The 17,711-nt window shown below is 57.0% G+C and carries 16 protein-coding genes; 13 read left to right on the forward strand and 3 right to left on the reverse strand.

Translation table 11 applies throughout. The features are described 5' to 3' along the window. The first annotated feature begins 53 nt into the window (after positions 1 to 53). Together RMO15_RS27010 and RMO15_RS27015 are read left to right on the forward strand one after the other, a co-directional pair. Entirely contained in the window at positions 54 to 1,226 is a 1,173-nt protein-coding gene (locus RMO15_RS27010; RefSeq protein ID WP_309720160.1) for a cysteine desulfurase-like protein, read from the forward strand. 11 nt (positions 1,227 to 1,237) lie between these two features. Next, a complete protein-coding gene (locus RMO15_RS27015; protein ID WP_309720163.1) occupies positions 1,238 to 2,395 on the forward strand; it encodes a hypothetical protein in 1,158 nt (385 codons plus the stop codon). On the opposite strand, the gene RMO15_RS27020 is transcribed toward RMO15_RS27015, so the two are convergent. From RMO15_RS27020 to RMO15_RS27030, 3 genes are all read right to left on the reverse strand, one after another. Then, positions 2,378 to 3,901: an amidohydrolase gene (locus RMO15_RS27020; protein ID WP_309720166.1), complete on the reverse strand. Its 1,524-nt coding sequence runs from the start codon at positions 3,899 to 3,901 to the stop codon at positions 2,378 to 2,380. The two genes, RMO15_RS27015 and RMO15_RS27020, sit on opposite strands and share 18 nt — an antisense overlap. Before the next feature lie 59 nt (positions 3,902 to 3,960). Next, positions 3,961 to 4,476, reverse strand: coding sequence for a hypothetical protein (locus RMO15_RS27025; protein WP_309720169.1), 516 nt, complete (start codon positions 4,474 to 4,476; stop codon positions 3,961 to 3,963). Positions 4,477 to 4,540: 64 nt separating this feature from the next. Beyond that, entirely contained in the window at positions 4,541 to 4,972 is a 432-nt protein-coding gene (locus RMO15_RS27030; RefSeq protein ID WP_309720171.1) for a Spy/CpxP family protein refolding chaperone, read from the reverse strand. A 75-nt stretch (positions 4,973 to 5,047) separates the two neighbouring features. On the opposite strand from RMO15_RS27030, the gene RMO15_RS27035 reads away from it, so the two are divergent. From RMO15_RS27035 to RMO15_RS27085, 11 genes are all read left to right on the forward strand, one after another. Further along, positions 5,048 to 7,711, forward strand: a complete 2,664-nt coding sequence (locus RMO15_RS27035) for a hypothetical protein (RefSeq protein WP_309720173.1) — start codon at positions 5,048 to 5,050, stop codon at positions 7,709 to 7,711. 16 nt (positions 7,712 to 7,727) lie between these two features. Further along, positions 7,728 to 7,940, forward strand: coding sequence for a hypothetical protein (locus tag RMO15_RS27040; protein ID WP_309720176.1), 213 nt, complete (start codon positions 7,728 to 7,730; stop codon positions 7,938 to 7,940). A gap of 24 nt (positions 7,941 to 7,964) precedes the next feature. Then, a complete protein-coding gene (locus tag RMO15_RS27045) occupies positions 7,965 to 8,363 on the forward strand; it encodes a type II toxin-antitoxin system VapC family toxin (protein WP_309720178.1) in 399 nt (132 codons plus the stop codon). A gap of 11 nt (positions 8,364 to 8,374) precedes the next feature. Next, positions 8,375 to 9,163 carry an enoyl-ACP reductase gene (locus RMO15_RS27050; RefSeq protein WP_309720180.1) on the forward strand — a complete coding sequence of 263 codons (789 nt, stop codon included), beginning with the start codon at positions 8,375 to 8,377 and terminating at the stop codon, positions 9,161 to 9,163. Positions 9,164 to 9,167: 4 nt separating this feature from the next. Continuing rightward, positions 9,168 to 9,944, forward strand: coding sequence for a hypothetical protein (locus tag RMO15_RS27055; RefSeq protein WP_309720184.1), 777 nt, complete (start codon positions 9,168 to 9,170; stop codon positions 9,942 to 9,944). A gap of 244 nt (positions 9,945 to 10,188) precedes the next feature. Beyond that, the gene (locus RMO15_RS27060; protein WP_309720186.1) at positions 10,189 to 10,611 is read left to right on the forward strand and encodes a type II toxin-antitoxin system VapC family toxin; all 423 of its coding nucleotides are present in this window, start codon (positions 10,189 to 10,191) and stop codon (positions 10,609 to 10,611) included. A 3-nt stretch (positions 10,612 to 10,614) separates the two neighbouring features. Continuing rightward, positions 10,615 to 12,675: an ATP-dependent DNA helicase gene (locus RMO15_RS27065; RefSeq protein WP_309720189.1), complete on the forward strand. Its 2,061-nt coding sequence runs from the start codon at positions 10,615 to 10,617 to the stop codon at positions 12,673 to 12,675. Positions 12,676 to 12,765: 90 nt separating this feature from the next. Beyond that, positions 12,766 to 14,106 carry an adenylosuccinate synthase gene (locus RMO15_RS27070; RefSeq protein ID WP_309720192.1) on the forward strand — a complete coding sequence of 447 codons (1,341 nt, stop codon included), beginning with the start codon at positions 12,766 to 12,768 and terminating at the stop codon, positions 14,104 to 14,106. Between the two features lie 345 nt (positions 14,107 to 14,451). Continuing rightward, positions 14,452 to 15,315, forward strand: a complete 864-nt coding sequence (locus RMO15_RS27075) for an ABC transporter substrate-binding protein (protein ID WP_309720195.1) — start codon at positions 14,452 to 14,454, stop codon at positions 15,313 to 15,315. A gap of 83 nt (positions 15,316 to 15,398) precedes the next feature. Continuing rightward, positions 15,399 to 17,495, forward strand: a complete 2,097-nt coding sequence (locus RMO15_RS27080) for an SIR2 family protein (protein ID WP_309720198.1) — start codon at positions 15,399 to 15,401, stop codon at positions 17,493 to 17,495. After that, on the forward strand, positions 17,492 to 17,711 hold a 220-nt coding region (locus RMO15_RS27085), incomplete at its 3' end, for a hypothetical protein (RefSeq protein ID WP_309720200.1). The genes RMO15_RS27080 and RMO15_RS27085, both read left to right, overlap by 4 nt.

Below are 17,711 nucleotides of genomic sequence, written 5' to 3' on the forward strand. Positions count from 1 at the left end.
TGATTCTTTTCGTCCATGCCCTCCCATTATAGGTCTTCCGGTACAATCTCGGTATGAGTAGCTTTCCGATAGAGGCCGTCCGTGCGCAGTTTCCGGCACTGAGTAACAACCCTGACCTGATCTTCTTCGACAACCCCGGTGGAACGCAAGTCCCGCAGCGGGTGATAGACGCCGTGAGCCACTACTGGGCGACAAGCTGTGCCAATGTGGGCGGGGCCTTTGCCACCAGCCAGCGAACCGATGTGACGGTGGCGGCGGCGCGGGCGGCGATGGCGCGGCTCATAGGGACACCCGACCCGTACGAGATTGTCTTTGGGCAGAGCATGACGGCCCTCACGTTTCACATCGCCCGCTCGTTTGGCGAGACACTCAGGCCCGGTGATGAGTTTATCGTCACCAACCTCGACCACGATGCCAATGTCGCGCCGTGGCTGGACTTAGAGGCAGCGGGAGCCATGATTCGTCGCGTCCCGTTTGATCCCACGACGGGGATATTGGATATGGCGGCTCTGGAAGCGATGCTCACTCCGGGCAAGACGCGCTTGCTGGCGATCACGGCAGCGTCGAATGCACTGGGCACGATGCCGGATCTAAAGCGTGCCATTGAGCTGGCCCACGCCGCCGGGGTGCTGGTCTATGTGGACGCCGTGCAGTTTGTGCCCCACTGCTCCACCGATGTCCGAGCGCTGGGCGGCGACTTTCTGGCCTGCTCGGCCTACAAGTTCTTCGGGCCGCATCTCGGCGTGCTCTACGGCAAGCGTGAGCATCTGGAGCGCCTGAGGCCCCACAAAGTCCGGCCCGCGAAAACCACGATCCCCCACTGCTGGGAGCAAGGGACGCTCAACCACGAGTGTCTCGCAGGCGTCGTAGCGGCGGTGGAGTACATCGAGAGCATCGGCATGGAGGCAATGCAGCGCTACGAAGCCGAGCTTGGCGCACAGCTTCTGGACGGCCTGCACGCCCTCCCCGAAATCACTGTCTACGGCCCCGGAAAGACAGGGCGCGTCCCGACGGTCGCCTTCAACGTCGCAGGCTATGCGCCGCGTGCGGTTAGTGAAAAACTCGGGGCGGCGGGGATTGCCTCGTGGAGCGGAAACTACTACGCTGTCGGGGTGATGGAGGCGCTGGGCCTGCCCAACGGTGCGGTGCGAGTGGGGCTGGCGCACTACAATACCCGTGAGGAGATCGAGCATTTACTTGCCGTGTTGCAAACTCTTAAAAAGTGATAAAATCGAGCATGAGAACTCCCCAAACACCGTCGTTTACGCTCACTCAGAATGTAGCAGTCGCTGGAGAAGGTCGCCTGCGCCTCATGGCCGCTGCGCCTGGCTGTGACTGGGGCCGAAGCAACGCAGAGTCCGCCGTGGTGAGTGTTGCCGTGGACGGCACTCCGACCGCGGAGCTGGTTCTCCACCAAGGAGAAATTCTCTCCGAGTACATGGTCTCTCTGGGGCATCTGGAGCGCGGTACGGCTCTAGTCAGTGTCACGTTTCGCCCGGATCTCTCACCACCCGGAGCGCGTGGAGTCAAGATCGAGAACGCCACGGTGGACACGATCCCACAGACGCATCCCGACTACCTCCTCTGGCGCTATGCCCCCCGGCTTTACGGTCGCCCCGACAACGCTACCTCGGACACGCCTCTGCTACTGCTCGCCCGCCACCGCCACGAAGGAGCCTACACCCGCCTCGCCTACGCCTTTGTCTGGAGCGACCAGGACTCCGACCGTGGGGTTTTTAAGCGTATGGCCCAAGATGGCACACCGAACGACATTGACTGGGTCTACGAGCTCTACCTGGAGCGCAAGACAGGACGCATCCCCAAGGCCGTCGTCCTGGGAGCGGGCCAGCTTACCGATCCGCTCCGAGGGCGCTTTGTGGGGGGACATCCGGTGCTTGCCACCTCGACCAAAAACAACATGGTCAGCGTGAAGGGAAGCTCGCCCCTGCTCTTTGCTCTCGCCCCCGTATGGGTCTACGACGAAGCCGAGGCTCCACGCGAGCGTGCTCTAGATGCTTTCCCTTGGGCACTAGAACTCGCCGCCAAAGAAACCCAGCGCGAGGACAGTCTCACCAGCTTCGATCCCCGTAACTACCTCTACGTAAGCTTCCATGCCACGCTCCCCACGGGCGGTCTGCTGGCGGCACAAGTGACGCTCAAAAATGGCCAGCAGCTCTACTCGGATCGCAATAGCCCCACACTCACGCTCTTCAAGAGCGGCTGGGGGCGAACCGCCATTGCCTTACCGCCCGGCACAATCCCCTCACAGATTGCCAGCCTGAGCTTTATCCGCCGCGATAAAAACCAAGCCCCCCACCGCATCCAGAGCGTTACCACGCATGTTTTAGATGCCCAATATCGCCCTCAGAGAGCAACTCTACCGAGCGCTTTTTAAGACCTGATTCCCTGCAAGGTAGACTTGTTCGGCGGTGAGAGACGTGAGATTTCGGGGCGTTGGTGCATCAGAGAGAACCACAAAATCGGCGAGGTAGCCGGGTGTGAGTCTGCCGAGGTAGTGGTCTTGGTGGAGCGCGTAGTGGCTCCCGACCGTATAGTCGTAGAGTGCTTCGTCCACGGAGAGCCCCCCGTGCGGTGTCCAGGCATGGCGATTCACGGCGGCATCTAGACACAAAAAGGCGTCGAGTTTCTCCACCGGGCAGTCCGAGCCGAGCGCCAGAGGAACTCCCGCAGCACGCATCGCGGCAAACGGGTAGGCATGCTGGGCACGTTCTTCCCCCACCCGCTCACCCGTCCAGGTGTCGGATGTCACGAACTGCGGCTGGATCGCCCCGACAATCTTGTGGGCTACCATGCGGATGAGTAAGTCCGCCGGCAGAATCGAGACATGCTCAATGCGATGCCGGTGGTACGTGTTATCTCGGTCGCTCTGGTGTAGCGCAAACTCTATCGCATCTAAACTCTCGCGCACCGCCTGATCCCCGATGGCATGGATCACGATCTGGAAGCCTTTATTTTGCAGCTCCGTACAGCGCTGCTTGAGCACCTCGGGATCATAGATTCGCGTGCCGCACTCCCCGGTAGCTTCGTAGGGCTCCGCCATGAGCGCCGTATACGCCCCAAGAGAGCCATCGGCGAAGAACTTTGCGCCCCCAAACTTCAGCCAGGCGTCGCCAAATGTCGTGCCGATACCATGGGCATAAAGCGTGTCACAGCTCGCTTGGGGCGGCATGCCCGTGATGCGAATCGGGAGCGAGTTTTCGCGTCTCAGCCGCGCGTAGGCCCCGAGCTGATCGGGCGTGTCGAGTAGCGTACCGACACTGGTGATCCCGGACTTCAGCGCCACAGCAGCGGCCCTTAGCACCGCCTCTTCGCCCTCAGCTTCCGTTAGCGGCGGGACGAGCCTGTAGAACGTGGTGATCGCCGTCTCGGTGTAGAGCCCCGCCTCAGCGTCGCCTGCGGCACGCTCTGCGTCGGTCACAAGCGCCAAGGCTGCGGAGTTCACCACCATCGCGTGACCACAGACGCGGGTAACGAGGAGTGGACGGTCGGGCGAGATTATGTCCAGCTCGGTGCGTGTCGGGAAACGATCCTCGGACAGCTTGCTCTGGTCGAAGCCACGTGCCAGGAGAAACGGGCCGTCGTAGCGGGCGGCGTGATCCGAGAGGCGTGCAAAAAGTTCGTCAAGACTTGCGCTCCCTAGTAGCTCCACCGTGCGCAGAAGCCCTGCGCCGAACATGTAAAGGTGCAAGTGTGAGTCGCAGAAGCCGGGCACGACGGTCTTTCCCGCCAGATCAACCAGAGCGGCGTGTACGCCCGCGAAGGCGCGCGCCTCGGAGCTACTTCCCGTGAACACCACCTTGCCATCTTCCACCACAAATGCCTCAGCACGTGCAGAAGGCGCTGTCATGGTGTGCACAATCGCGTTACAAAAAACCGTCATTTTCAAAAATTCCACAAACAAAAAAAGCCGGGGCAAGAGCCCCGGCTTTCCGTGAGAAACTAACCGCCGAGCTGCTTCATCTGCATGTCAATTTGCTGCTTGACGATCGGCTTGAGCTTGGCCGGAGCTGCTGCCAGGATCTCATCCGTCATCTTCTTAACAACGGGTTTAATCTCACCAATCATCTTCTTAGCTGCAGGCTCAGACATCATCTTCTTTTGAAGATCCATCAATTTTTTCATGGCAGCCTGGCCCTTGGGGCCCTTCTGATCTTCAGGCTTCAAACCCTGAGCTTCTTTTTGGGCAGCTGCCATCTGAGGCTTGTATTTCTTCTGAAGTGTATCCATATCGGGCTTATACTTCTTTTGAAGCGACTGCATTTGTGGGCCGTACTTCTTCTGAATGTCGGCAGCCTTTTTGGTAAAGGCTTGGTAGGCTTTCTTATCGGCCTCTCCCATAGGGGCACCGCCGCCTGCGGGTGGCTTCGGTCCCTGGGCGATTGCCTGTGGTGCGGCCAGGGCCACGGTTACTGCCATTGCAAGAGCGGTTGCAAGCCGCATGATCCATTGCTTCATTATTGCTAACTTTCTTGGGGGGTGTTTTAGTTTGCTGCTTTAGACAGCACTTAGTACGAAGAGGTTACCTTTTTTGGTTCCCAGAACCTGACCGTCGCTGAATCGCAGCCTTCAAAGCGGCGTCCAGTGTCGCCTTTTTCTTGCGTTGCTCAGGAGTCAGGACAGCGTCCAGTTCTTTACGACGGGCATCCATGGTAGGTTTCAGCTCACCAGAGGCTTGACTACTCAGAGTACGCATCTGTTTTCGCAGCTCTTCGAGTTTAGGAGCATACTTATCCTGAACAGCCTTAACTTTCGGGCGGTAGCGTCCAATGATCTCAGACCACTTTTTCTTCTGGGCTTCGGTAAGCTTGAGTTCTTTTTCCAGCTCTGCTTGTAGGTTTCGTCGCTGGTCTGTTTTCACAGGCGGTGTACTGGCAGACTTTTTCGCCTGAGCGAAAACAGGGCCAACAAACAGCAGGGCACAGAATAAAGAGAAGGGTTTCACGGTTCTCATGTCGAACGAAGTGTACCAGAGGATTAGGTATTTATGCACATCGGACGTCTGTTAGGGTGCTTATTTGGTATTTTTTTGTCCTTTATAGGTTGTGTGAAGGCACAGCCGCCCCAGCGCCTGACAGGAACATTGGACCGCGCAGGAACACTGACGGTTCGCGTCGCCAATAGCCAACGTGTCTTTGCGACCATCCGGCCTGGTGTCTTTGAGGCCATGTGGCAGTATAGGACGACGGTTGCGGCATCCAGCCCTGGCACAGCTCGCATCCGTACGCGTACCCTCCCCGCCAGTATCGCCGTCACGTTTGAGAGCACTCTGGAGACCACCTCAGACCGCAATGTCCGCCTGAAATACACGCTTACTCCCGATAAAGATGTCAAAGTAAATAGTGCCCATGTCGCGGTGCTGACCGGCACGGAGTGGTGGACTAAAGGAAAGGCAACTCTTGGTGAGCGGGAGGCCATTGTGGACGACCAAGCGCCTAAACAAGGCAGCCTCTTAGCAGGCGAGGGGGGAATCAGCCTCACTCGACAAGGGGTGACTCTCATCGCGGAGGTCAAAAACCAACCCACTCTCTTACAAGACAACCGTGCCTTTAACGCACGCGATCTGGAGCTGCGCTTTGGCAAGCAGTCCCCGGAGGCGGGCGGGCGACTCTGGAAAGCGGGACAGCCCGAGACATTTGAGCTTCTGATCTCCTTCCCGGCTCCGATCTCCCTGATCCGCGAGGAGCCTCTGACCATTACTGCGGGCGAAGACTGGATCGCTTTGGAAGAGAGTAGCGCTGAGATTGTGCCTGGCAGCGCTCTGGACTTTTCCTCGCTTCTGGATGCCCCCGCAGGAAAACTCGGGCGAGTGGTGGTGAGTGGCGGACACTTTAGTTTTGAGAAGGGGACGAAGCCGCAGCGCTTCTGGGGAGTCAATCTGTGCTTTGGGGCGAACTATCTTGAGAAGCCAGACGCGGACAAGCTGGCCGAGCGCTTGGCGCGGCTGGGTTACAACAGTGTCAGAGTGCATCACTTTGATGGCGAGGCCATAAACGCCGCCTCCCTTGACAAGCTGGACTATCTAATTGCGGCTCTGAAAAAACGGGGCATCTACATCAAGACCGACCTCTATGTCTCCCGCCCCGTCCCCGATACAATCTCGCTCGGTGACTTTAAAGCCGCGATCCTGGTTTCCGAAGCGGCCTTTGGCAACTGGAAAGACTTCACCAAGACACTGCTCAATCATGTCAATCCCTACACCCAGCTTGCCTGGAAAGACGAGCCCGCCATTGCCTGGCTCGGCATGGTTAACGAGTCCAATCTCACCAGCGGCCTCGCCGGCTTTAAGCCCGAGCTTATGGCACTCCTAGACAAAGAGTGGCAGGCCTGGCGCAAGAGCCGCAGCCTCACACCCGCTCCTTTGCCCCGCCAAGTCGGTAGCGATAAAGCGGGTCGTGAAGTGGGCGCTTTCTTTACCATGCTCCATGAGCGCGGCTACGCCAAGATGAAGGCCTTTGTCCGAGAGCAGGGCTGCAAAGCACTCCTCACGGACATGAATGGGTTATCAGAGAGCCCGGCGTTTATGGCAGCGCGCACCAGTCTGGACTTTGTGGACAACCATTTCTACTGGGATCAGCCGCGCTTTCTAGAGACCGATGGGCAGCTCCCCTCGGAGGGCAATCAGGAAGGAGCCAGCGCCATTGGGAGCGGCGGCGCGGGTCCAGGTAGTGTCGCGATGACCCGGCTCTTTGGCAAGCCTTTCACCGTGAGTGCGTTCAACTACACCGCTCCCAACCCTCACCGCAGCGAAGGAGGGCTGATTGTGGGGGCCACCGCAGGGCTCCAGGACTGGGACGGTATCTGGCGCTTCGCATATTCCCAGAATAAAGAGTCAGCCGTGGCTCCCGGAGCACTGAGCTACTTCGACCTCGCCAACGACCCGGCTGGCCTTGCCAGCGACCGGGCAGGGATCTTGCTCTTTATGCGGGGGGATGTGCGCGCAGCTCCTGGAGCAGTCTCGCGCCACCTACGCCGTGATGAGCTGCTCACCAAGCCCGAGCTGGCTGTCTCGCCGGGTTTTGGAGAGCTGGCGCTGGTCACCCGTGTTGGCACGTGGATTGAAGATGCCTCTGGGCCTCTTGCCCCACCCCGCCCAGCGGAGCTACGCCTGACTAAAGGGGAGTCCAAAGACGCACTCGCCCAGCTTTTCCAGAGTAATCGCCTGCCGGAGAGCAACCGAACCAACTTCGACACTCAAGAGCGACAGTCGGAGACGGGCGAGGTTTTTGTCAATGGCCAGTTTGGCTCGATCCGGATCGTGACCCCACGCACTCTAGGAGGTGTCTGCCCTGAAGGAGATGCAATCAAGTCTGGCCCCCTCAGAATCGCAGTAGAGGGCACGGAAGCAATGGTCTTTGTCTCGTCTCTGGACGGCAAGCCCGTTTCGGAGAGCGGACGCCTGCTCGTGGCTCATGTGACAGATATTCAAAACACGGGAACCCGCTACAGCACGTCGAACCGCCAGATTCTAGAGAGCTGGGGGACTCTGCCCCATCTGGCAAAGCAAGGGGTTGCTAACCTCACTCTCACCCGAAAGCTCACGGGCAAAGTCGAGGCATGGCGGCTCGACACCAGCGGCAATCGCCTCACCCCGCTTGCCGCCAAGCTCACCGGCACCGAGTTAAGCTTGCCGCTAACCACACTCGGCCCTGATGGAAAAGCGACGATATACTATGAAGTAGTGATCAAATAAGCTCGGGAACAAAGATATGCCAAACACCACATCAACCCTTGAAGAGCGCTTAACAGAAGTGGAGAAAAAACTAGACGCCCTCCTCACACAAAAGTCTCAGACTACAAAGTCCATTCCTTGGTGGGAGAGTATCGCAGGTACGTTTGCCAACAACGCAGATTACGATGAGGCGATGAAGCTGGGGAAGTCATACCGGGAATCTCTTCGTCCCAAGGATGCTCCACAGTAGATGTATCGCTTGGACACCGATCACATGACACTGTTAGAGCGTGGTGGCCCTGAGAGTGAAGCAATTAAGGCAAAACTCCGTGGCATTCCTCAAGACGATGTCGCGACGACCATTATTAGCTACGAAGAGCAAACACGTGGCTGGCTAGCTCGAATCGCAGGACTTTCTGATATCTCACAGCAAGTCACGCAGTATGTCTATCTCAAGCGTCAGCTTCAAAACTACTGTCGCGTTGCCGTGATAGACTTTGATTCAAAAGCAGCTCAACAGTTTACCGAGCTGCGCCAAGCAAAACTCCGTCTGGGAACGATGGACATGAAGATTGCAGCCATTGCTCTGGCGCATCAAGCAATACTTGTTACACGCAATAGTTCGGATTTTAGCAAGGTTCCCAACTTGCTCATTGAGGACTGGAGCATCTGAAAGGTTTTTCTATGGGTTTTCTGGAAGGTAAGAAGGGTCTGATCTACGGAGTGCGCAACCAGCGCTCCATTGCTTGGGGCTGTGCACAGTCGCTGGCACGCGAGGGGGCAGAGCTGGCCCTCACGTTTTTAGGGGAGCGCGAGGAACACGATGTTCGGAAGCTCTCACCCGAGCTTGGGGATGCGGTCAAGCTGATTCAGGGCTGCGATCTCACCCAGCCGGACCAAGTCGAGGCGCTCCATACTGCTATCAAAGAGTCTCTTGGACAGCTTGATTTTGTGATCCATGCGGTCGCCTTTGCCAAGAAGGACGATCTCTCCAACCCATTTGTCCAGACCTCCGCAGACGGCTTCGCACTGGCGATGAATGTCTCAGCCTACACACTGGTCGCAGCGGCCCGTGCGGCTGAGCCGCTGATGACCGAAGGCGGAAGCATCCTGACCCTGACATATCTCGGAGCCGACCGGGTGATTCCTAACTACAACGTCATGGGAGTCGCCAAAGCAGCCCTGGAATCCTCGGTGCGCTACCTGGCAAGTGAGCTAGGACCGAAGAAGATTCGTGTCAATGCCATCTCCGCCGGCCCGGTGATGACACTCTCTGCACGGGGAATCGCGGGCTTCACGGGGCTCTATAAGGCAATCGCGGATGTCGCTCCCCTGCGCAAAGCCACCGACATTGACGAAGTCGGGGACACGGCGGCGTTTTTATGCTCGAACCTGTCACGCGGCATCACCGGCGAGACGTTATTTGTGGATAGTGGCTACCATATCGTCGGAATGGTAACAGGAAACGAGTAAACCCATGCGCTTGCCTCTCTTCTTTGCTCTTGCTCTCCTAATCGCCGGTTGCGGTGGCAGCGGTGGTGGCAGTAGTGATCCGGGGGCAAGCTCCGTCGTGGCGGCGCGGGCAACTCTCGCCTCGGACTCTGCACCAGAAGTGCTTGTGCAGTGGGCCGCGCCGCTGGACATCTCCGCACAGCGCATCGTCGAATATCAAGTATTCCGGGGCGGTGATCGAATTGGGGCAACCAGCAAAGACGGTCGTAGCTTTCGCGACACGACCAGTGAGGGGGCGTTTGCCTATCAAGAAGCCAGTGGTACCACTCTCACGCCCCACACGGGCAACCACACGGCGCTTCGCCCTGGTGGCACAACGCGCTACCAGGTACGGGTTCTCTTTCAGCGCATCGAGCCCAGTGGGGCAACCAGCTACGCTGAGACCAGCCTTAATACCCCAGGAGTCGCTACCACGCCCTTGGTTCGCCCCAGTATCGCCAGTGTCACGCCGCAGACAGTGGAGGCCCTCGTGCGATTTCCCAAGCTAGACGGAGCCGACCAGTACCAAGTAGAGCTCTCCGCCTTTTCAGACTTCCGCAGCAAGAGTATCCGTGGCCCCGTTCTCGTCACCAGCGGCGAGGGGCTCATCACCATTCCCTGGCCCGCTGATAGTGCCAGTGGTGGCACGGTCTATGTCCGAGTCGGAGCACGCTCCACCGCCGATGCCACGCCCCCCCTCACCATCGATTCCAATGGCGACGACTACCTCTACTCCATCACACAAACAACCGTGCGCCCCTGAGAATCCAGCGATATACTGTGGGGGAGGAAAAGATCGTGACAGAACCTACGGAAGCCGCACCCACTCCAGCAGCGCAACAGTCACCACACCCACTGGATGCGGTGGCTGGAATGTTTGAAAATGAGCCGCTCTGGGATGAGCTGATGGAAGAGATTCGCAAAAATCGTGAGCGAGATGTAAAGCTATCCCCGCGAGTTCCCCGTTCACCTCGTACAAAAACCTCAAAACAGCCTATTAGCTCAAAGTGATCTTACTCGATACAGATACTCTCTCTCTTTTTTTGCGATCGTCACGTCAGTACCCTGAGCTATTTCGTCGCATTAGAGAAGCCCCACTCGACGATCTCTATATCAGCGCTATTACTGTGGGAGAGATAATGGAAGGCGGGCTAGCACTCATTCGGAAGCTTCAGCCTAAAGATCAGGAAGCTGCCGGGTACAAACTCCTCATTGACCACTTCGAAGCATTAAAAAGCTTTGCGATTCTGCCCTATGACACGGAGGCGGAAGCAATCTTTCATGGATTCCCGAAAAATATCCGTCGCCAAGGTCGTCAAGACTGCCAAATTGCAGCAATTGCTCTTACTCATGAGGCAACTGTCATCACTCGAAATGAACGTCATTTCGCGCAAATTCCTAGTGTAGTCTTTGAAAATTGGGTGGATTGACTCGTGTCTGCTTCCCTCTCGCGTGTCTTTGGTAAAAATGGCCCTCTGGGTAAGCGCCTCCCAGGCTTTTCGCCACGTGCGGAACAGACAGCACTGGCGGAGGCGATTGCGCTGGGGCTGGAGCAGAGCCGTCCGGTTCTAGCGGAGGCAGGAACGGGGGTGGGAAAGAGCCTCGCCTATCTCGTCCCGCTCCTCCGCTGGCTGGAGAAAACAGAAGGACGTGCGGTGATCTCCACCCACACTCTGGGTCTTCAGGGACAGCTTATCGAGCGCGATATTCCGGCGGTTCTAGCCGCGCTGGAGTCTCCCATTGAGGCGGCGGTGCTCAAGGGTCGCCAGAACTTTCTCTGCTGGCAAGAGCTTGAGATCGCCTCAGGAGAGCTGTGGACTTTCGGTGATCCTACCTTTAAGAATGTCCAGCGCTGGGCCAATGAGAGCGATACCGGTGATGTGGCGGAGCTTGACTTCACCTACTCAGGCTGGAGTGAGATCGCCGCGCACCCGGATACCTGCCGCCATAGAGAGTGCCGTCAGTACGACAAGTGTTTTTACTACAAAGCCCGCAAAACCGCCGAGCAGTGTCGGCTCTTGGTGGTCAACCACGCACTCTTTTTCGCGGATCTTCGCCTGCGCCGTCAGAACCCGGAAGGCCCTAGCCTGATCCCCAGCTACGATGCCGTGGTCTTTGACGAGGCGCACCACGTGGACGACGTCGCGACCCGTGCCTTTGGACTAGAGTGGAGCTCGCGTCGCGTGCCGATCCTGCTCTCACGCTGCAAGCGCCTCCCACAGCTCAAGACCAATCAGCTCGCCGCCATTGATGCCATTCACGAACGCTTGCTGGACCCCTACCTGGCTGCGGGCAACTACGAAGGCTTTATGCGTGAAGTGGACGCGCCGCAGTTCCGTGAGCTGCGCGATGCCGTTGGTGTCGCACTGGATGCGCTGGCCAAAGACCTCATCAACATCGCCGAGACAACCACCAAGCCGACGGAAAAAGAGAAGGCGGTCGGGCTGGCAAAGACCGCCACACGGCTCTCCACGGAGCTCTCTGCCTTTCACACAGAACCACAAGACGACTCCTACTTCCTCTGGTACCACAACCGTACCCTGCGTGGCGGCGGCGTGATGACGACACTGGTTCGCACGCCCTACGAGACCGCCCCCACACTGGAAGAGGCGCTCTACTCTCGCCTAGAGCGCGTGACATTTGTCTCCGCCACGCTTGCCACGGGCGGCGGCTTCGAGAACGCCGCAAAGCGCCTGGGCCTGGTCACCGCATCCCCCTCACCTTCAGTCAGCCAAGCACCAGTCCATAGCGCAGATGAAGATGACTTCCTGACATCAATGCCCCTGAACGTGGCTCCTGCCAAAGCGCTACTTGCTACACCGGTGACCATTAACGCGATCCAGAGTATCCAGGGCTCGCCGTTTGAGTACCAGAAAAACAGCCTGCTCTACATTCCGCGCCAGCTTGGCCCACCTGCCAACACGGATATCTACGCCGAGCGGATGCTCTTTGAGGTGCAGAATCTTATCAAGCTTGCTAAGGGCCGGACATTTGTCTTGTTTACGTCGCACCGGATGCTCTCCCTAGCGAAGGAGCGCCTTAAACAGAGTCTGGAGTACCCGATCTTTGCGCAGGGTGAGGCTCCCAATGCACGGCTTGTCGAGAGCTTCACCAAGGCGGGAAACGGCGTTCTCTTGGGGACGAGTAGCTTCTGGGAAGGTGTGGATGTGCCGGGGGAGGCGCTGTCTCTGGTGATCCTCGATAAGCTCCCCTTCCCCACCCCCGACTCGCCGCCGCTACGTGCCCGTGAGGAGCGCATAAAAGCGGCAGGCGGTGACGCCTTTAACGAGTTCAGCATGCCCGTGACAGAGCTACGCCTCAAACAGGGCTTCGGGCGCTTACTCCGAACGACAACGGACCGTGGTGTGGTCGCCATCCTAGATGCCCGACTCTGGAGCAAGGCCTACGGCAGAAAGTTACTGGATGCGCTTCCTCCCTGTCCGAAAACCGATCAAATTGATCTGGTCGCTCAGTTCTTCGGGGCCGAGTCATGATACAATCTTGGTGCGCGAGAGCGCAAACGGAATCCTTATGTAGGATAGCGGCTCGCTATCCTTTTTTTTTATGGGGGGAGTAGGCTGTCTATGGGCGCGGTAGTGGTCGTGGGGACGCACTGGGGAGACGAAGCAAAGGGGAAGCTGGTAGATCTACTCGCGCAAGACGCGGAGCTGGTCATCCGCTACGGGGGCGGTCCCAATGCTGGCCACACGGTTCATGTGGGCGAGAGCACCTACAAGTTCCACCTAATCCCCTCCGGAATTCTCAACCCGAAGACGCTCTCCATCATGGCCGATGGCATGGTCATTGCCCCGGCCACTCTGGTACGCGAGATCGAGACCCTTCAGGGCGTGGGAATTGACACTAGCAACCTACGAATCTCTCACAACGCGCATGTGATTCTCCCGTACCATCGCCTCCTGGATCAGCTCGAAGAGAAGCTGAAGGGAGCAGGGGCGATCGGGACGACAGGGCGCGGTGTCGGGCCGTGCTATGCCGATAAGGCGAGCCGTGTCGGGGTGCGGATGGGCGATCTGATTGATCCTAAGCGCCTCCGTGAGCGTCTGACGGCTTCCTTACCGCTCAAGAATGCAATTCTGACGAAAGTTTTCGAGGTAGAGGCGGTTGAGCTTGAGGCGCTGATTGCCGAGCTAACACCGCTAGGCGAGAAGCTAGCGCACTATGTCTGTGATACGCAAGCGCTCGCAGGTGAAGCACTGGAAGCCAACAAGCGCATTCTCTTTGAGGGAGCGCAGGCCACTATGCTCGACATTGATGGCGGAACCTACCCGTTTGTCACCAGCTCCCACCCAATCTCCGGCGGCGCGTGTATTGGCACGGGCGTCCCTCCCACGGCTATCAGCGAGATTCTGGGCGTGGTGAAAGCCTACACAAGCCGCGTCGGGGCGGGAACGGTTCCCACCGAGCTGCTCGATGAACGGGGCGATAAGATCCGTGAGCGGGGCAATGAGTACGGCACCACCACAGGCCGTCCTCGCCGCATTGGCTGGCTGGATGGCTTCGCACTCCAGTATGCCGCCCGTGTCAATGGCCTCACGGGAATCTGTATTGGGCACTTAGATGTTCTCGCGGGCTTTGAGACGATCAATATCTGCATCGGCTATACCAAAAACGGCGTACTGCTCAAGCACTTTCCCGCAGGAGATGTCTGCCTGATGGACGGCTGCGAGCCAGTCTATGAGGCACTTCCGGGCTGGCCCGAGGACTCAATTGACAACATCACGCGCTTTGAAGACCTCCCAACCAATGCGCAGGCCTATGTCCGCCGCGTAGAGCAGCTCGCCGGGGTTCCCGCCCGCTTCGTCTCCATTGGCCCCCGCCGCGACCAGACCTTGCTCACACCCAACTCCCCCGCCCCCGCCCAGCTATTTGCCAATCACAAGACTCCTAATCTCATTGAACGATAACAACCAGCAGTATTAGTATTCACACTTGAGGGTTTGGGAGAGGTAGTTTATACTCTCTCCACAATGCTTTCTAAAAAAGACGGAATGTGGATTAGTCTCCACGGCACTCTTGTCATCATAGACTGAGTACCCTGTCCTCGGACGTTCACTATCGCGCGGGCCGAGGAGGAACGGTAGCATACGAGTATGCATACCCGCCGTACTTTTTTGTGTCTCCTCGGAGTCCCGCTCCTTGCTGGCTGCCCAAAACCGGAGTCTTCTCCGACTAGCCCCCGTCCCAATAAGACTGCACCCGAGGTGCTTAAAGTAGGCTTTCTCCCTGTTACTTGACATCTGACGTGCCCGGTGACGGACTTCGCCTCCCGCACCAGCACGACGGCTCGGTTCGAGTCGCAAAAGTTTCTCTCGTGGCCCGATGTTGCCAATGCGTTTAAAGCAGGACGACTCGATGCCACGTTTATGATCGCACCGCTTGCCATGGTACTGCGCGAGCAAGGTGTCCCCTGCCATATTGTCTATCTAGGACACCGCGATGGCTCCACCGTCATTGTCGCTAAGAACAGCACTGCCAAGAGCCTCAAAGACCTCAAGGGAAAGACCTTTGCCATCCCCAATAAAGCCTCCAACCAGTATCTCGTGATCCGCTACTTGATGGAGAAAGAAGGCATGGCAGAAGGCGATCTGAGCTTCAAGGAGCTACCGCCCCCTCAGATGCCCGCCGCGCTTGCCGCAGGGAGTATCGAGGGCTACTTTGTCGGGGAACCACACGCCGCCAAGGCCGAAGTGACCGGCGTCGGGCGTGTGCTTTACAAAGCCAAGGACATCTGGCCACAGTTTATCTCGTGTGTCCTCGTCGTCTCAGACCGCTTGATTGCCCAGAAACCCGCACTCGTCAAAGACCTCGTGCGCGGGATTGCCGAATCGGGCGAGTGGGCCGAAGACCATCGTGATGAGGCCGCAAAAGTGGCCGCGCCGTACTTCCTGCAGGACGAGAAGCTCCTCAAGTATGTCTTAGACGACCCTGGCCGCGTGAGCTACCGTCAGCTCACTCCCGGTAATGACGAAATGAACAAAATCCGCGACATGGCGATGAAAGCGGGCCTGCTCAAGACCGCAATCCCTGTCTCGGACTTTCTGGACACACAGTTCATTCCACAGAAGATCGAAGCCGCCAAGATTGATATGGCGAATGCGGGCAAGAAGCTGTAGGGTTTTCCCTCCCTCCCCCCGGCCCCCTCCCTCCCGATAACGGGAGGGAGGGGGTGTTTTTGTTTGGCACTGTATAATGCGTCATGGCTACTGTTGATGAACTTGTACGTGAACAATGTGAACTGGTTCGCGATTTAGTTAGCTCTGTACCGGATAATTCTGGGCGAATCCGTGCTTTATTAGCATCTGTTGCTAGTAAAGGGATTATTCCCTTTATCGGCGCTGGCGTTTCTGTGGATTACCAGTTTCCGGGTTGGGGTGATTTTTTGCGTCAGAGCTGCGATGCAATTAAAGCCACTGACAAATGGAAGTCCAAATCGGCTGAGTTTGAAAGTGCTATGTCTGAATGGCGCTATGACGATGCTGCGGAATTGCTTCTGGAAGGAATGGGGCGACTTGGATTTAATAATCGTGTGCAAGCTGTCTTTGGTAGTTCCGCCTTACCTCATCCTTTGCCTACGGGTACGGTTGCCGAACGACTGCCTCGATTAACAGCAGGGCCAATCCTAACAACAAACTTTGATCGGGTACTTGAGCGCGTTTTTGAGGCATCGGGACGTTCTATCCCGAGTGGCAATGTGGTCTATGGGCCAGATAAAGCAGAGACCCGTCTTAAGCAGTTTGATCAAGGCGAGCTACTCTTACTGAAACTGCATGGTGATGCGGAAGAAGCCGTTGGGCGAGTACTGACTAAGGGGGAATATGCGGCTGCCTACGGCCTAAATCAACCGCTTGGTCGGCTCTTGCGGCGTCTGCTGAATCGAGAGCGTCCTCTGCTCTTTTTAGGATGTAGCTTGGAAACGGATGCGACTTTGGCAGTGTTGCATGAAACCGTTGCTGATCTGGATTTTCCACCACACTTTGCGCTACTTCGCCTGCCCTACATAGAAGAAACGAGAGAAGTAGATGAAGCCAAGCATCAGGAGCGTGAGTTGTTTCTGGTCAGTCATGGTATTCAGGCAATCTGGTTTCGCGAGTTTGCTGATCTGCCAAAGATTTTAGATGCACTGGCTGTGGTCTGGGAAGCAACACACCCTTTTGAGTCGGCGGCTTCCCAAAAGCCGCATTCCAATCTGGGCGAGTCTGAGAATGCGTTTGTGGGCCGTGAGGTGCTGGTCGAGATAGTGCGGGCGTGGGCGCAGAATAGTCAAACAGAGTGGATTTTGTGCCTACATGGGCTGGGAGGTGTGGGAAAGACGCGGCTGGCACGCGAGGCAGGGCGCACGCTACGAGAGAAATTTGATCTCATCTGCCTGGTAAATCTGGAGTCTCTGAGTCCTGAGACGGCAAAACCGCTGTTACTTGCCAGTGCGATGGCGCAGGCACTGGGGCTGAGTGAGGGACTGAAGGAGCCAGACAAAGAACTTGCGGCATTGTTGGCGGGGCAGAAGGTTCTGTTTATTCTGGATAACTTCGAGAGCGCGGACACGGTGGCAACCCAGACCTGGCTGAAGGAGTTTGCGCAGACGGGAATCAAGTGCCTCGTGACAAGCCGCAAGCGCTGGACGGTGCGAAACTCGGGGCGCAACGTTGAGGTGGAGCGGCTGGAGGTGCCCGCGTCGGCGGCGGAAGACTTCGATGGGTTCGCTTCGGTGCAACTCTTTCGGGTGCGTCTAGACAAGGAAGTGGCGCTGGCTCCGTATCCGAAACTCTCTGTGGATGACCAAGAAGCGCTGGTGCGGATTCTCCAAGTGACGGAGGGGTTCCCGCTGGCGGTGGAAATCGTGGCGGCGAACGTGCTGTACTGGTCGGGGAATCTGGGAGAGCTAGCACGCGAACTGGGGGTCAAGAAACTTGTGTACCGGAAGGACTTGGACGAGTCTGGGGGTGGGCCGGAGCGTCATGAGAGTATGGGGGCGTGTTTTCAGTGGTCGCTGGATTTGTTGCCCAAGGACGAGCGGGAGCGTTTCCCAAAGCTTGGCGTGTTCCCGTACGACTTCAGCCCGGAGGCGGCCCAGGAAATATGTGGGGTATCTCAGACCGACTTGGATCGCTGGTGGCAACGCTCGCTGGTACAGAGAAATAGCACCCCAAATATCAATCGCCGCTTCCTGCTCTCGCTCCTGAGGGAGTATTCATGGGATATTTGTCACAGTGATATAAAAGAAAATATTGAATATAAATCAATTGAATATTTTCTAAAAAAATCAATGATTGTTGTAATAATGGGAGATTATTGATTGAAAAAGAAATAGTTAGAAATATCATGGATGATGAATGGAAAAATATGATTTATTTTAGCAGAATCTCATTAAAAAACGAGATGATTAACGAATATTTCGTATTATGTAATAATATCAGTGAGTATATGAATCTCAGAAATTATATTACTATTTGGGTTGAAGTATTAGAATATGCAAACCTGAACATATTGAAATTAATAAATAACAAAAAAA

The organism is Armatimonas sp. (assembly GCF_031410135.1).
In the GTDB taxonomy this organism is placed as follows: domain Bacteria; phylum Armatimonadota; class Armatimonadia; order Armatimonadales; family Armatimonadaceae; genus Armatimonas.

What these genes read in the sequence shown, in the direction of transcription:
- RMO15_RS27010 (WP_309720160.1), top strand. Translation starts at nt 54, where the DNA reads ATGAGTAGCTTTCCGATAGAGGCCGTCCGTGCGCAGTTTCCGGCACTG.
- RMO15_RS27015 (WP_309720163.1), top strand. Translation starts at nt 1,238, where the DNA reads ATGAGAACTCCCCAAACACCGTCGTTTACGCTCACTCAGAATGTAGCA.
- RMO15_RS27020 (WP_309720166.1), bottom strand. Translation starts at nt 3,901, where the DNA reads ATGACGGTTTTTTGTAACGCGATTGTGCACACCATGACAGCGCCTTCT.
- RMO15_RS27025 (WP_309720169.1), bottom strand. Translation starts at nt 4,476, where the DNA reads ATGAAGCAATGGATCATGCGGCTTGCAACCGCTCTTGCAATGGCAGTA.
- RMO15_RS27030 (WP_309720171.1), bottom strand. Translation starts at nt 4,972, where the DNA reads ATGAGAACCGTGAAACCCTTCTCTTTATTCTGTGCCCTGCTGTTTGTT.
- RMO15_RS27040 (WP_309720176.1), top strand. Translation starts at nt 7,728, where the DNA reads ATGCCAAACACCACATCAACCCTTGAAGAGCGCTTAACAGAAGTGGAG.
- RMO15_RS27045 (WP_309720178.1), top strand. Translation starts at nt 7,965, where the DNA reads ATGACACTGTTAGAGCGTGGTGGCCCTGAGAGTGAAGCAATTAAGGCA.
- RMO15_RS27050 (WP_309720180.1), top strand. Translation starts at nt 8,375, where the DNA reads ATGGGTTTTCTGGAAGGTAAGAAGGGTCTGATCTACGGAGTGCGCAAC.
- RMO15_RS27055 (WP_309720184.1), top strand. Translation starts at nt 9,168, where the DNA reads ATGCGCTTGCCTCTCTTCTTTGCTCTTGCTCTCCTAATCGCCGGTTGC.
- RMO15_RS27070 (WP_309720192.1), top strand. Translation starts at nt 12,766, where the DNA reads ATGGGCGCGGTAGTGGTCGTGGGGACGCACTGGGGAGACGAAGCAAAG.
- RMO15_RS27080 (WP_309720198.1), top strand. Translation starts at nt 15,399, where the DNA reads ATGGCTACTGTTGATGAACTTGTACGTGAACAATGTGAACTGGTTCGC.